The organism is Enterococcus sp. AAFC-DPL-6103, assembly GCF_058216595.1.
Genome location: NZ_CM177102.1, coordinates 1,184,932 through 1,199,084 on the forward strand (window position 1 = coordinate 1,184,932; position 14,153 = coordinate 1,199,084).

Annotated in this window: 10 protein-coding genes, 1 tRNA gene and 1 riboswitch; of the genes, 7 read left to right on the forward strand and 4 right to left on the reverse strand. The window is 33.7% G+C overall.

Annotated features, from left to right (window positions below; translation table 11 throughout):
• The first annotated feature begins 134 nt into the window (after positions 1-134).
• Entirely contained in the window at positions 135-989 is an 855-nt protein-coding gene (locus AC4BC3_RS05785) for an aldo/keto reductase (RefSeq protein WP_490467204.1), read from the forward strand.
• A gap of 1,002 nt (positions 990-1,991) precedes the next feature.
• Positions 1,992-2,065, forward strand: a tRNA-Ile gene (locus AC4BC3_RS05790).
• 41 nt (positions 2,066-2,106) lie between these two features.
• Here AC4BC3_RS05790 and AC4BC3_RS05795 read toward each other — a convergent pair.
• Positions 2,107-2,265, reverse strand: a complete 159-nt coding sequence (locus AC4BC3_RS05795; RefSeq protein ID WP_206909001.1) for a hypothetical protein — start codon at positions 2,263-2,265, stop codon at positions 2,107-2,109.
• A 1,780-nt stretch (positions 2,266-4,045) separates the two neighbouring features.
• On the opposite strand from AC4BC3_RS05795, the gene AC4BC3_RS05800 reads away from it, so the two are divergent.
• From AC4BC3_RS05800 to AC4BC3_RS05810, 3 genes are all read left to right on the forward strand, one after another.
• Positions 4,046-4,999 (forward strand): alpha/beta hydrolase, encoded by a 954-nt coding sequence (locus AC4BC3_RS05800; protein ID WP_490467205.1) that lies wholly within the window; start codon positions 4,046-4,048, stop codon positions 4,997-4,999.
• Between the two features lie 151 nt (positions 5,000-5,150).
• Positions 5,151-6,602 carry a catalase gene (locus AC4BC3_RS05805; protein ID WP_206909005.1) on the forward strand — a complete coding sequence of 484 codons (1,452 nt, stop codon included), beginning with the start codon at positions 5,151-5,153 and terminating at the stop codon, positions 6,600-6,602.
• A 770-nt stretch (positions 6,603-7,372) separates the two neighbouring features.
• On the forward strand, positions 7,373-7,555 hold the full coding sequence (locus AC4BC3_RS05810) for a hypothetical protein (RefSeq protein WP_490467206.1): 183 nt from the start codon (positions 7,373-7,375) through the stop codon (positions 7,553-7,555).
• Between the two features lie 483 nt (positions 7,556-8,038).
• Here AC4BC3_RS05810 and AC4BC3_RS05815 read toward each other — a convergent pair whose 3' ends face one another.
• The 3 genes from AC4BC3_RS05815 to AC4BC3_RS05825 form a co-directional block, all read right to left on the reverse strand.
• On the reverse strand, positions 8,039-8,245 hold the full coding sequence (locus AC4BC3_RS05815; protein WP_490467207.1) for a DUF3955 domain-containing protein: 207 nt from the start codon (positions 8,243-8,245) through the stop codon (positions 8,039-8,041).
• A gap of 117 nt (positions 8,246-8,362) precedes the next feature.
• Positions 8,363-8,977, reverse strand: coding sequence for a CPBP family intramembrane glutamic endopeptidase (locus tag AC4BC3_RS05820; protein WP_490467208.1), 615 nt, complete (start codon positions 8,975-8,977; stop codon positions 8,363-8,365).
• A gap of 466 nt (positions 8,978-9,443) precedes the next feature.
• Entirely contained in the window at positions 9,444-9,995 is a 552-nt protein-coding gene (locus tag AC4BC3_RS05825; RefSeq protein WP_490467209.1) for a TetR/AcrR family transcriptional regulator, read from the reverse strand.
• A 159-nt stretch (positions 9,996-10,154) separates the two neighbouring features.
• Here AC4BC3_RS05825 and AC4BC3_RS05830 point away from each other — a divergent pair, with 159 nt between their 5' ends.
• Together AC4BC3_RS05830 and AC4BC3_RS05835 are read left to right on the forward strand one after the other, a co-directional pair.
• Positions 10,155-10,856, forward strand: coding sequence for an ABC transporter ATP-binding protein (locus tag AC4BC3_RS05830; RefSeq protein WP_490467210.1), 702 nt, complete (start codon positions 10,155-10,157; stop codon positions 10,854-10,856).
• Between the two features lie 10 nt (positions 10,857-10,866).
• Positions 10,867-13,605, forward strand: a complete 2,739-nt coding sequence (locus tag AC4BC3_RS05835; protein ID WP_490467211.1) for an ABC transporter permease — start codon at positions 10,867-10,869, stop codon at positions 13,603-13,605.
• Positions 13,606-13,933: 328 nt separating this feature from the next.
• A riboswitch (M-box (ykoK) riboswitch) is annotated at positions 13,934-14,101 on the forward strand.
• Positions 14,102-14,153 lie beyond the last annotated feature (52 nt).

The following is a 14,153-nucleotide window of genomic DNA, read 5'->3' on the forward strand; positions in this document are numbered from 1 at the left end:
AATAGGATTAAAATAAAAGAATAGAATTTATCAAAGGAACACTGTATGGTTATAGGATGAATTCATTCGATTCACAAGATTTTGTAACATTTTTTAGCTAGAAATTAAACAAAGAATTCAAAGGAGAAATAAATATGATTTTACAAGAAAATTATTCATTGAATAATGGAATGTTGATTCCAAAAGTAGGCTTTGGAACATGGATGATTGATGATGACACAGTCGTTCAAGCAGTTAAGGATGCTTTAGAAATTGGCTACCGTCATATCGATACAGCTCAAGCTTACGGAAACGAGCGTGGGGTTGGTGAGGCTATTCGGAATTCTGGAATTGACCGTTCAGAAATCTTTTTGACAAGTAAAGTAGCTGCGGAACATAAAACTTATGAGACAGCAGCAAAATCGATTGATGAATCATTGGAAAAACTTGGGTTAGAGACAATTGATTTGATGATTATCCATGCTCCCCAACCTTGGGATGAATTTAGAGAAGCCAATTATGATGAAGGAAATGTGGCAGCTTGGCAGGCATTAGAGGAGGCAGTGAAAGAAGGCAAAGTTCGTGCGATTGGATTATCCAATTTTAATCAGCATGATGTCGAAAATATCTTGGAACATGCCACTATCAAACCAGCAGTCAATCAAATTCTAGCACACATTTCCAACACGCCATTTGAACTAATTGATTTTTGTAAGGAAAACGACATTTTAGTAGAAGCTTATTCACCCGTTGGACATGGGGAGTTAATGAAAAATGAAGAAATAAAAGAGATTGCTGAAAAATACGGCGTTTCCGTTCCTCAGCTTGCGATTCGCTATTGCTTAGAACTTGGATTGTTACCTTTACCAAAATCAGCAAATAAAAAGCATATTAAAGCTAATGGAGAACTTGATTTTAATGTATCAAATGATGATTTACAGCTGTTGATAAAGATGGAAAGAATCGATAATTATGGAGATTCTAGTTCGTTTCCCGTTTATAGCAAATAATTTACTTATTTGCTATTTACGAATAATCATGATGAATTTCATCATAATTATCAGCTCGAGCTGTTAAATCTATAGGCAGTTGTTCAATCAAAATCATTATGCATGTGTTTGTTAATCGTCATTCATAGCTATATATAACATATCTATGAAAAGTAAGATAAATATATTGGCCTTAACCGTTTGTGAGGTGTATAGACATTTTTTGTCTGTATGCCTTTTTTATTTTTTTTTGAAAAATGCTCACTCCTAGATTGCAGTAATAATGGAAAGGGATAGAAGCAAAAAGAGTTGAATGAATTTTTTTAGTAGGAGAATTTTTGGGCGACTCATAGGAACCCCACATTCGACACGCGTTTGGCAGTTTTTGTATTCAAAGGACGCAGAGCGGAAAAATTGAAGAAATTGATGAGTTGACTAATATACTCAATATTGTTAAACAGGAGTCTCTCTTCTTTAGAACTAGAGATAAAAGTTTTTATGATAATTTAAGAAGAAACTACAAGGTTTAGAAGACAAACTAACTAAGTAAGATAAATGGATGAGGAACAGTATGATGTTTTTTAGGAAAGAAATGAATCAAGAAATTGAGAATATTTATAAACTGATATTAAATAAAGAAGCTGGGATAGTAAGGGAAAAGAAAAGTAGAATCAACTTTTGAAAGCTAACTTTATATATGTCGTTTTAGTTGGGATAGTTGCAATTTTGTTGATATTCGTAGTCGGCTTATTTTTTTAAGTGATTTTTTTGCAGCAATGTTTAAACTGTAACTGGATAGCCTGTCCACTATTTCTGTATAGTTATATCTATATATTATGACCATATGATAACTAGTTATTTTTAGAGTTAGAATATTTTCAAAAATCCCAGCAAATCATCCTTGGCGGAGTCTTTTTTGCTTCTATAGACATATTACTTTAACTCAAGTAAAATAGATATGTTGTCGTGGGCTCTATCTTTATTGTCCATTAGCTTATGAATGACTCATCCACGGCAGCACACGTACCCTTAGCTCAGTTGGTCAGAGCAGATGGCTCATAACCGTCCGGTCGTAGGTTCGAGTCCTACAGGGTACATTAAAAAAACTAGCTCGTGATGAGCTAGTTTTTTTATCTTATTATTTGTGTTCACGTAAAAAGCGTTTTTCTTTCTTTTTCTCTTTTTCTTCATTCACTTTTTCTTCAGCCTTGTCAATGTTAGATTCAAAATCTCGTTTGTTTCTGGCTTCTTCAAAAGAGCGTCTATTTTCTTTTGCTCCGTCACGTTCTGTATGCATTATAAATTCCTCCAATAAATGATTTACTTTTTGGTTCTAAAAAAACTATATCATATGTATAAAATATAATAAAACAAAAACCCACCAGAGTTGATGAGCGTGGAGGTCATATAAAGGGGGAGAAAAAGAGGCAAATGTTTTAAAGAATTGTAAAATAGTAGTAAATTGTCTCTAAAATACATAGTAAAAAGCTGGTGTTATAGGATTTTAAAAGAAATAGAATATATCTAATCAAGCTAAAAAGAACATAGCTATTAAAATTAAAAAAGTATGTTAAGGTTCCCAAAATACAAGATTTAGCAAAAAGAGAAATAGGTACTTTTGAATATAAAGATACTTTTATTTAGTCGCCGATTTGCCATCAGTGGCGAAGGATTTTTCAGATTATCAAGAGAGATAAGTCGATTTAAGGGCATAAACAACCATTTGAGATACTGACGGATATTGAAGGGAATTTTGAAATAAGCTAAGAAGAACTGAAAGTTTATTTAGCGAAAAGAGGTCTTCATGGCTGTCCTGAAAATGGATGAGGATGAGCTTAAGAAGTAGCAAAGGACTAGCCATTTGGCTAGTCTTTTTTGTTGTGTTTTCTCACGACTTTCCCACAACTATATGGGGAAAATTAAAGCATGCTGTTTTTTTACATCCTTTCAAATAGATCTACTGTATCTTTTTTCATTTTTTGTAACATCAGTGTAAGTGTCCACAGTAATTGATAACCGAAAATGGATATTCATGGATATTAATCCTTTTGTGGATGATGTGTAACTGAAGGATTTTTCGACTGTTCGAAAAGGTGATAAAGGCGGATATATCGAAAAAGAAGGTAATTTAATCGTTTATGGTAATGCATGGATCTACAACGATTCAAAGGTTTACGGTGATGCAAAGGCCTACGGTAATGCTGATTTTATAGTTATTTACCCGATCGGTAGTGAAAATGGCATTTTAACAGCATTCAAAGATAAAGAAGGAAGCATTTCAGTGACACGCGGTTGTTTCGAAGGCTCTTTAGAGGAATTTGAATTAGCAGTGAAAGAAACACATGAGGAAAACAAGTACGCAAAAACATATCGTATTGTGGTTGAACTTATTAAAAACAGTCTAGAGAAATGAACTGAACTTAAAAAAAATTTTTAAAATGAATGAACAAATCAATAAAGTAGAATCGTAGGCAAAAGACAAAGGATTAGATCAAGCTGATCCAAAAGCGTAATTTTTGAAAGTTGCAGAAGAATTAACAGATGCAAAAGTCAATCATATTTTGGTAACAAATTTGACTGGCTCGATTTAATTAATTCGTTCTGTCATTCCCATTATGTGAGGACAAGAACAAGGACGAATTATTCAAATTTCTAGTTATGGTTGACAGGTTACCTTACTGGAAATTCGATGTATCATGCAACGAAATGGGAATCGAAGGCTCTGCATAATCAGTGGCATAAGAGGTAGAAAATTTGATGACCGAAGAGAATGGAAATCCAGACAATGGCTTGGCATTGTGACTTCTACAGCTACAGATGTCATCAATTAAGAAAAAATTGATACGTCCTTTATTTTGAAGTATTTTTCAAACCGTGATACTAAAAAACAAAATATTTAGTTAAATTAATATTAAATGATTAGAAAATGCATATCTAAAATAATTATTTTTAATATAACGCAAGAATAAAATATTTAATTGTATATATTTTGTCCATTTTTTTATTTCTAGCTAAATTTTTACTTGATATACTTTACTCCTTGAATGAAAAACTAGAACATTTAGGAGTGACTCAAAATGACAAAACGAATTTCATTAGAAAAAGCAGCAGTTGATTTCAGTGAGGCAAATGCCCCTCATCCACGTATCTATGAATTAGAGCCAAAAGATGGACGTGCATTACTCGAAGAGGTACAAGAATCTCCTGTTAATAAATATAATGTAGATATCGAAGATCAACTGATGGATACTGGAAAATATGGCTCAATCAATGTCCGGTTTATTCGACCAGCTGGCAATTATACTACTCTACCTGTAATTTTTTATATCCATGGTGCCGGTTGGGTATTTGGTAGTGCCAAAACACATGATAAATTAGTGCGAGAATTAGCTGTTCGAACGAATTCAGTTGTGGTATTTCCAGAATATTCATTATCTCCAGAAGCAAAATATCCAACAGCCATTGAACAAAACTACGCAATTTTACAACAATTACCAACAATTTCAGAAGCAAAAAAAATGGACATTTCCCGTTTAACTGTAGCAGGTGATTCTGTTGGTGGAAATATGGCCACAGTAATGACGATTATGACAAAACAACGTAATGGCCTGACAATCAACCAGCAATTATTGTATTATCCTGTAACAGACGCGAATTTTAACACGGAATCTTATAACGAATTTGCAGAAGATTATTATTTAACAAAAGAAGGCATGAAATGGTTCTGGGATCAATATACGACTGATGAAAAACAACGTGCAGAAATCACTGCGTCTCCTTTACGAGCAACTCTTGATGAATTGAAGGGACTACCAGCAGCGATGATCTTAAACGGTGAAGCAGATGTTTTACGTGATGAAGGTGAAGCTTATGCACGGAAATTACGTGAAGCTGGAGTTGACGTCACACAAGTCCAATTCCAAGGAATGATTCACGATTTCGTAATGATTAATGTATTGGATCAAACAAAAGCCGCAAGAGCCGCTATGACGTTGTCTACGGAATGGATTAACCGTAGAAATAATTTATAATCAATCATCGGTAATCTGACACATTCAAAGAATAGTACAAGATTTTTTGTCAAGTGATATTAGCGAAATGATAATATTATCATTTTTTACTGCCTAATATACTTTTTAGTAAGTTAAAATGTATGACCCGCAATGAAAGGAGTGTAAGTTTATGAATTATGATAAAAATTTGACAACAAAAGAAGGTCAACCTTGGGCTGATAATCAGCATTCATTGTCTGCAGGAGAAAGAGGTCCGCTATTAATACAAGACTACGCGCTTTTAGAAAAACTCGCACATTTTAATCGAGAACGTATACCTGAAAGAGTAGTACATGCAAAGGGCGCTGGAGCAAAGGGTGTTTTTGAATTAACTAAGGACATGAGCGAATATACAAAAGCTGACATATTCAATGGTGTTGGAAAAAAAACACCAATGATTGCTCGATTTTCAGTTGTAGCAGGAGAGTCAGGTCATCCCGATACTTATAGGGATGTACGCGGATTTGCTTTGAAATTTTATACTCAAGAAGGAAACTATGACATAGTGGGAAATAATACACCGGTGTTTTTCATTAATGACCCCTTAAAATTTCCAGATTTTATTCATTCACAAAAAAGAAATCCGAAAACACACGCACGTAGTCAAGATATGCAATGGGATTTTTGGGCTCATTCACCTGAAGCCACACATCAAGTTACTATTTTGATGGCGGATAGAGGGATTCCATTAAGTTACCGGTATATGCATGGTTATGGGAGTCATACTTACAAATGGGTTAACAATAAAAATGAACAATTTTGGGTTAAGTATCATTTTAGAACTGATCAAGGTATCAAAAATTTAACTAATAAGTTAGCAACTGAGTTGTCTGGAAAAGATTTTGATTATGCGCAGAATGATTTGTTTAATGCGATTGAGCAAGGAGAATTTCCATCTTGGTCAGTGTTTGTTCAAATTTTGCCGTATGAAGAAGGGCTAGCATATAAACATGATATTTTTGATGTTACTCAAGTTGTTTCACAAAAAGATTTTCCATTGATTGAAATAGGTAAATTTACATTAAATAAAAATCCTGAAAACTATTTTGAAGATATGGAGCAACTAGCGTTTTCACCTGCTAATTTAGTTCCCGGCGTAGAAGCATCTTTAGATAAATTACTACAAGGACGTCTATTTGCATATAAGGATGCAGCACGGTATAGAATAGGTGCAAACTATGAGCAACTACCAGTTAACAGACCAATTGTCCCAGTTCACAGTTATGAAAGAGATGGTGCAATGGTTCAAGGTCAGGATGATCAAGTGAACTATGAACCAAATGGCGAGAACGGACCTAAAGAAGTGCCATCAGCGAAGATTCAAGGAGATAAGGTAACAGGGATTAGTGGAAACTACTCTTATCCTAAACCCGACTACTATAGTGCAGCAGGTAAATTATATCGCTTGTTACCTGATGAAGAAAAAGATAGATTGATTGAGACAATTGGTTTGAATTTGGGACAAGTTTCTAAAGAAAGCATAAAAATTATGCAAACAAAGCATTTCTATCAAGCAGACCCAGAGTATGGTACCCGAGTTGCGGAAGTACTAAACATACCAATAGATAAAATTGTGAACTAAAAAATATAAAGAAATAGTTTCAATAAAAAATATTATATGATGTAAGATCATCATTAAGTATTTATTGAAACTATTTTTTTAATGCATTTATTTTTTGAGATCCCAGAAGTAAATGAAATTGCATAGGATAAAAGAATGGAATGACCTGTTCTATTCAAATCAGTTGTATTATTAGTAATAAGGTAAGTATTGCTTAATATATTACATATAACCTGAATTCTCATTAGTAGGTATTTTTAGAAGAGTCTATGGGTATTTCAACACCAATTTTTTTTGAAAATCATTTGATGATAAATGCTAAAGATAAGACAGAAGAATTGATAAACTTGAATAGTAACTAGAAGAACTTCTTAGGAAAGAACTATCCGGTTATTCTTTTCCGATAGTTAAGAAAACTAATCATAAGAATTTAGTCTATGTTTTAGTTTTACTTTTATATAGGAAACTTCCAATTAGTCCTATTAAAGTAAATATTGATTATACTAAAAATTATATATCTAATAGGTTAATACGAAAGACACTCACCAATTTCTTTGGAAGTTCCATTACATTCATAGATAATCGTGAACAATCAGATATTATAATTTCTGATTGTTTTGAAAGAGAACTTTGTGCGAAAGAAAAGTATTTTTATTTTGAAAATATGTATGACTGGGAAACTTGAAATGACTTAACAAAAAAATACAAAGGATTATGTACAATAGATCATTTCAATCTCTTTTAACAATTAAAGAGAAGGGATTCATAATTTTTTTTATGAAGTAAAAAATATGATTGGTGTAAGAGTAGCAGGAGAAAATGAATTAGATTTTGCAGAAGGAGTCGGGGCACTTATTGAAGAAATAGTCGCAATAGATGCAGAATTGTCAACCCCGTCATTTTATTTTGTAACACAAATAGAAGATAAAACATATACAGATATTTTAATAGGATTACAAGAAAAGAATGATTAAAGGGATTGTTAAATAAAATGTGTAAGTCGGGATTTTTTTCACGCTCAGTATTTTTATTTATACAAGGAGATATCATCGTTTTAACAGAATTAGCTCGTTTAGGAAGTAACAATAAAGGAGTGACTTAAACCTTAGTACAATTTTTATGAAGAGGTGGAATAATTAATCGATATATAAGTAAGTCTAGTATGGACATGAATTTATCAAGAGAGAGGAGCTCCTTCTAGTCGACTCTATTCAGAAAGTGGATATAAAGATGGTGATAATTGCTCAAAACTTGTAAGTTTCCAGTTTATAATAAAAAATAGTTAGTATAGTCATTTTTTAGGTATATAGATGTCTGGTCTATATACCTTTTATTTGTAAAATTTTTTGTTCTTTATTGGAAAGTACTCACTTCCAGATTGAACAATAAAGTTTGTTGAATCAACTTTACTGTTCAAAAAAAGAACGACCACATGATCGTTCTTTTACCTAAAACTATTAGCTACGAACTATTTTTCTTTTAAAGAAAACATAGAGTGCTGTGATAAATGAAACAGCAAATGACAAATAGCCAAGTGGAATACAGAAGAATGCAGGTTCAATCAACCAACCATTTGCATCAAGCTGTGAGCCAACAATTGCAGATGTCATAAACAATAGAACAGATACAATAAGAAATAAAATCGAAATGCTATACTTTTTCATAAATATCTCCTCCTTATTTTTGTATTATAGGTGATAAATATTAAGAATAAATAGAAGTGACAAATATGTTAGAATCATTTGATTAGCAAGAATAAAGCTAAGACCTTAGATTGTTTATTAAAAAAAGAAGGGCAGAAATCCTATACAATCGTATATAAAATGGCAAATCCAACTAACCCAAATACTGTTTGATTTTTTCCATATATAGTTTAAAGCGATTCGAGCGGGCATCAAAGTTATCAATAGCTGTAAAGGATGGAATCCATAGGCCGGGATATGCCACATAGCAAAAAGAAAACTACAAATAATTGTTGACCATAAGAATGAGATGTCTTTTTTTTGAAGAGAAATTAGGATATTTGTACTTAATAATTCTTCTCCCATAAGCATGAAAGGTACTTGAAAAAAAATCATCACGAATGAAATCGTTTCTCCAATGGAGTTTGTTGTTGCTTTACCAAAAAAGTAAGAATAAACCAATGAAAATAAAGTCCCTGAAACAAATATCAGAGGGATCCCCCAAAGCAGAGCTTTAAAGCTAAAATGTTTAAACTGTGATAAAAAATCATTTTTTAACAAGTAATAGCCTGCTAATCCAGCAAACAATAAATTCCAAAAGGTTCCCAGTACAGATAAAACAGTGTTGTTAAGTCCTGAATAGGGTAGAAATGAATAAGACAGACCAATAATTATCGTGGTAAAGAAAAGAAAAGTAGAAGATTTTTTTTTCATAAGCATCACACCTTTTTAAATTATTAAGAATAAAGTAAGTATATAGATAAACAACAAAAAATCAATATAAATGTTTTTGCTAAGAATTGAATTGGATTAGTTGTTTAAACTTTTGGGAAAGCGCAAGAATGAGTCGTACATCGATTGCAAGTTATGATCAAAGTAAAAAACAAAAGATCACTTTATTCCATCAGATATTTAGGAGGATTAGTTAATCATAAATAAACCTTTAAATAAAATTTTTAAAAGAAAAAAAGGACCCGAGTGTCACTCGTGCCCTTTTTATGGTGATTCTTTATTTTTTAAATTAGTATCATGTTTCTTCACCTATGTGCGTTAATTGAATAGTCAAAAAAGATAGCTATTTTCATACACAAATGAATAGCGTGATCGATAAAACGATTTTAGCGACTAAAAAGATACTAAACAATTGGCAGTTAAGCATTGAACAGACTAAAAAAATTTTTTAGTCCTCTGATGGTAAGACTTGAGCTAACACTCGGCTCAACTCATCGGCACTGGTTCCATCATCATTGGTCAACCATTCATCCACTGTTCCTAGAACACCTCGGACAAAATAAGTGAAATAATATTCGAGCAATCGGGGATCGTCTTCGTGGTATCGAGCAGCAAAACTTTCAATGGCTACCTCGTGTACTTCTTGAAAAATAGTTTTGATTAGGTGACTATCTTGGTAATTGCGGGTCAAAATAGAAGAAAGAGGTTGTGCTTCTTTTAAAATAGCAATTAGGCGACTTAACCATGAGGCCAACTCTTCGTCACTGTCGATTCTGATTAAGGGAAGAATTCTTTCGATAAGTTGTGCTTCGATTTGGTGAAACAGATCCATGGTATCTGTATAGTAATTGTAGAAAGTACCACGATTGACATCGGCTAATTTACATATATCTGTAACAGTTATTTTTTGGAGCTCCTTTTCAGACAACAAATTTAAAAAAGCTTCATTGATTATTTTTTTTGTATAAATAGTTCGACGATTATTTTTGATTCCAGCCATGAGTAAGCTTCCTTTCATTTAATGAACAGATTAGTAAATTTTGTCTACTCAATGACAACTCCAAGTTCTTTGCTTATTGCCATGAGTGATTGAAATGATTATACTAATAACAGAGTATATAATCAACAGGGTGTTGAAAACATGGCGAGGTGAATAAACATGAGCTATATTGAAGTGAAGAATGAGTTTAAACGATATCAAATGGGGGACACAACCATTACAGCGAATAACGACATCAATTTCTCAGTTGAAGAAGGGGAGTTAGCTGTGATTTTAGGTCCTAGTGGTGCCGGTAAATCAACAGTATTGAATATCTTGGGTGGGATGGATACACCTGATGAGGGGCAGATTATCATTGATGGGGTGGATATTGCAAATTTCAATAATCGACAATTAACGGAGTTTCGACGAACGGATGTAGGTTTTGTTTTTCAATTTTATAATTTAGTTCCTAACTTGACTGCAAAAGAAAATGTGGAGTTAGCCACTGCTGTATCCCCAGATGCCTTAGGCGTAGAGGAAATTTTACGTCAAGTTGGTCTTGGCGAACGGATGAAGAACTTTCCAGCTCAACTTTCTGGTGGGGAACAACAACGAGTGGCAATTGCCCGTGCGTTAGCAAAAAATCCTAAAATTTTACTCTGTGATGAACCGACAGGAGCGCTTGATTACGAAACAGGAAAGCAAGTCTTGACGTTATTACAAAATGTAGCTAAAAAACAAGGACGGACAGTACTTTTAATTACTCACAATTCGGCAATCGCACCAATGGCAGATCGGATTATTCACATCAATGATGCCAAAGTACGTTCGGTAGAAATCAACAAGACCCCGTTGCCTGTGGCAGAGATTGAGTGGTGAGGGAACAAAAATGAAAAATCTCTATATTCGTAGTGTATTTCGCGATATTCGACAAAGTTTAGGACGATTTATCGCAATCATTTTAATTATCTTCATGGGTGTTTTATTGTTTGTAGGAATCAAATCCATCGGGCCAAATCTTGAAAAAACTGTCCAAGAATTTGTTACTAACCATAACGTTTCAGATATACAAATTCAAGGAACTGCTGGTCTGACAAATGAAGATTTGGCTATTGCTGAAAAAATAGCTGGTGCCAAGGGAGAATTAGGTTATAGTTTTCCTTATGTGGAAGAGCAACAAGATCGTAATTTACAAGTTTATTCTTATGCTGAGGATAAAAAGCAAAATAAATTGACACTATTACAAGGAAATTATCCAGAAAATAATCAACAGTTGTTGATAGATGAGAGCTTAAAAGAACAATACCCCATCAAAAGTAAAATCACCATCAAAGATAGCCAATTAAAAGATGAGAACTTTACAGTCACGGGTTATGTGTCTTCACCTATATATGTTGATAAAAAAGAACGTGGTGTGACGACCGTAGGGGATGGGACAATAGATGGATATGTTTACTTGCCTGAAACTGCCTTTGCCAGTGAAACCTATTCTATTTTGTATTTGCGTTTTTCTGATTTACAAGAGAAAGATATTATGTCTGATGTGTATAAAGATCAAATGATCGTTCACGAGGAAAAATTACAAAAACTTTTTGATGAGCGTAAAGAGCAACGAAAAACGGAGTTGCAAGCGATAGCTAATCAAGAAATCATCAAAGGAGAACAAGAATTACAAGAAAACCAACAAAAGCTGACTGATGGGCAGAATGAACTGAATACAGCGAAAGAACAATTGAATAGTCAACAACAACAGTTGGAACAACAAAAAGCGCAACTTGAAACGATTTACGGTCCAACTATCGCGAAAGAACAATTGGCGTCAGCACAAGGTGAGTTAGAAAAAGCTACCACTGGGCTTGCTGAAAAACAGACAGAGCTCATGGAAAACCAACAAACGTTATCAAAAGCGCAAGAGAAGATTGACCAATCAAAAAAAGATGTGGAGTCTATCAAAACGCCAAATTACCTTCTGACTCAACGAAGTTCAAATCCTGGTTTTACAGAGTTTACTAGTTTATCAGACCGGATCGATGCAATTGGGAATGTCTTTCCAGTTTTTTTCTTTTTGATTGGCATCTTGATTACATTTACTACCATTACACGTATGGTTGAAGAAGATCGAAAAGAGATTGGTACGTTGAAAGCATTGGGTTATCGAAACAGTGAAATCGCTCAAAAATATCTATTGTATGCTCTATTGACAGGAACTGTTGGAACTGTTTTGGGCGTTATCATCGGAACCAAAGGACTGCCACCTGTAGTTTTTACCATGCTGAAAAAAAATTATGTTTTTGAAAATTATCCGACGGATTTTTGGTTTTGGCCGATTTTAGTGGCAATACTTGCGGCACTTTTTGCAACTGTTGTATCTACTATTTATATCTTGGTTAAAGATTTACGGGAAAAACCCATGGCGCTTTTGATGCCTAAAGCACCAAAACCTGGAAAAAGAATTTTGTTAGAATACATTACACCTTTATGGAGCCGATTGAGTTTTAATCAAAAAGTGACGTACAGAAATCTTTTTCGCTATAAAGCTCGAGCAATTTTGACGATTCTTGGGATAGCAGGCTGTATGGGCTTAATGGTAGCTGGGTTCGGGTTACAAGATTCCATTGGTGGGGTGGTGGATGTTCAGTTCAAGCAATTGAATCACTTTCAAGGAATTGTTACGATGAAAGATGAGGGAGATGTCCAAAAAGCGAATGAAGTGCTGAGGGCTCATGACCAAGTCAAAGGTAGTATGAATGTTTTTGCTGATCAAGTGAAATTCAAAAAAGATGGGGTCAGTGATTTAAGTGCATCGTTGTATGCTTTTAAGGATACAGATCGTGCTAAAGATTATTTCACTTTGAAAAAAACAGACAAAAAAACAACCGTAGAGATCCCCAATGGTGGAGCAGTTGTCACGGAAGGTGTAGCGAAAGCTTACAACGCGAAGGTCGGAAGTAATCTGACGATTCAAGATAATGAGGGTAAAAAAGTAAAAATAAAGATTAGTGGAATCGTTGAAAATTACTTAGGTAATACAATTTATATGGATCAAAACTACTATCAACAAGTCATGGATAAAGATTTCACTGAAAATACGATCATCTTCAAAAGTCATGAAATGTCTTCTCAAGATGAAACGAAATTAGCGAATCAATTACAAGCTACCAATCAAGTGACAACAACGACTTTTATGAGTACTCAAGCAAGTAAACAAGCTTTTGCTAGTGATAATTTACGTCCAGTCGTTTTGATTTTTATTGTTTTATCAGGCACGTTAGCCTTTGTCGTTTTGTTTAATCTGACGAATATCAATGTATCAGAGCGGGAACGAGAATTAGCGACAATCAAAGTTTTAGGATTCTTTGACGGAGAGGTCACGATGTATATCATTCGGGAAAACGTCATCTTTACTTTGGTAGGGATCTTATTGGGCTGTGGTATTGGTAAGGTCTTGACATGGTTCATTATTACGATGGCTAGTGCCGACAATATGGCTTTTCCACTTTTGATTCCGAAAATGGGCTATTTAGTTTCAGGCGCTTTGACGATTATCTTTTCTGCTATCGTGATGTTCATCACGCACAAAAAGTTAAAAGAAATTGATATGATTAGTGCTTTGAAATCGAATGAGTAAAACAAAAAAGTTTTGTCTGTCACTGTTAAGTGCCTGACAAAACTTTTTTACGTTAGAGTTGAATGTACTGACCTAGTTCTTAAAAAGAGTACAAGATTAGCTAGTCTGATGGCGAGGTAAGAATAGACCTGTGTCTTTTTACATAAACAGATTTTTCAACAAACTGCTCTATCATTATTTACTCTCACTTCTGAATTTGGCTTATTTTTGGCCAAATATAAATTTTTTCTAAATGATTTCATAAGCAACTCTAAAGAAGATTTGGTTTTTTACGATTTATTTTGATATTCTTCGAGAAAAAAAGTAATATTTTTATGAAATTAAATATAAGTAAACTTGTTAGGTGAGGCTCCTAAACAAACACAGGCTATTGCGCAGAAACGTCGAAAGACGCCAATGTGTAAAATAGGAATTGTCGGATTAAGGCTTTTCATAAAATAGCTAAGAGTAATTCTTTACGTTGTTTAGTGCTAAAACTCAGACGATGAGATTAATTGTGTGGGACACCAGATTTGTTAGTTTTTTTGCTAACGTTTGGTGTCCTTTTT

Excerpts from the sequence above, each read along its gene's own strand:
- AC4BC3_RS05785 (WP_490467204.1), top strand. The coding sequence starts at position 135 with ATGATTTTACAAGAAAATTATTCATTGAATAATGGAATGTTGATTCCA.
- AC4BC3_RS05795 (WP_206909001.1), bottom strand. The coding sequence starts at position 2,265 with ATGCATACAGAACGTGACGGAGCAAAAGAAAATAGACGCTCTTTTGAA.
- AC4BC3_RS05800 (WP_490467205.1), top strand. The coding sequence starts at position 4,046 with ATGACAAAACGAATTTCATTAGAAAAAGCAGCAGTTGATTTCAGTGAG.
- AC4BC3_RS05805 (WP_206909005.1), top strand. The coding sequence starts at position 5,151 with ATGAATTATGATAAAAATTTGACAACAAAAGAAGGTCAACCTTGGGCT.
- AC4BC3_RS05810 (WP_490467206.1), top strand. The coding sequence starts at position 7,373 with ATGATTGGTGTAAGAGTAGCAGGAGAAAATGAATTAGATTTTGCAGAA.
- AC4BC3_RS05815 (WP_490467207.1), bottom strand. The coding sequence starts at position 8,245 with ATGAAAAAGTATAGCATTTCGATTTTATTTCTTATTGTATCTGTTCTA.
- AC4BC3_RS05820 (WP_490467208.1), bottom strand. The coding sequence starts at position 8,977 with ATGAAAAAAAAATCTTCTACTTTTCTTTTCTTTACCACGATAATTATT.
- AC4BC3_RS05825 (WP_490467209.1), bottom strand. The coding sequence starts at position 9,995 with ATGGCTGGAATCAAAAATAATCGTCGAACTATTTATACAAAAAAAATA.
- AC4BC3_RS05830 (WP_490467210.1), top strand. The coding sequence starts at position 10,155 with ATGAGCTATATTGAAGTGAAGAATGAGTTTAAACGATATCAAATGGGG.
- AC4BC3_RS05835 (WP_490467211.1), top strand. The coding sequence starts at position 10,867 with ATGAAAAATCTCTATATTCGTAGTGTATTTCGCGATATTCGACAAAGT.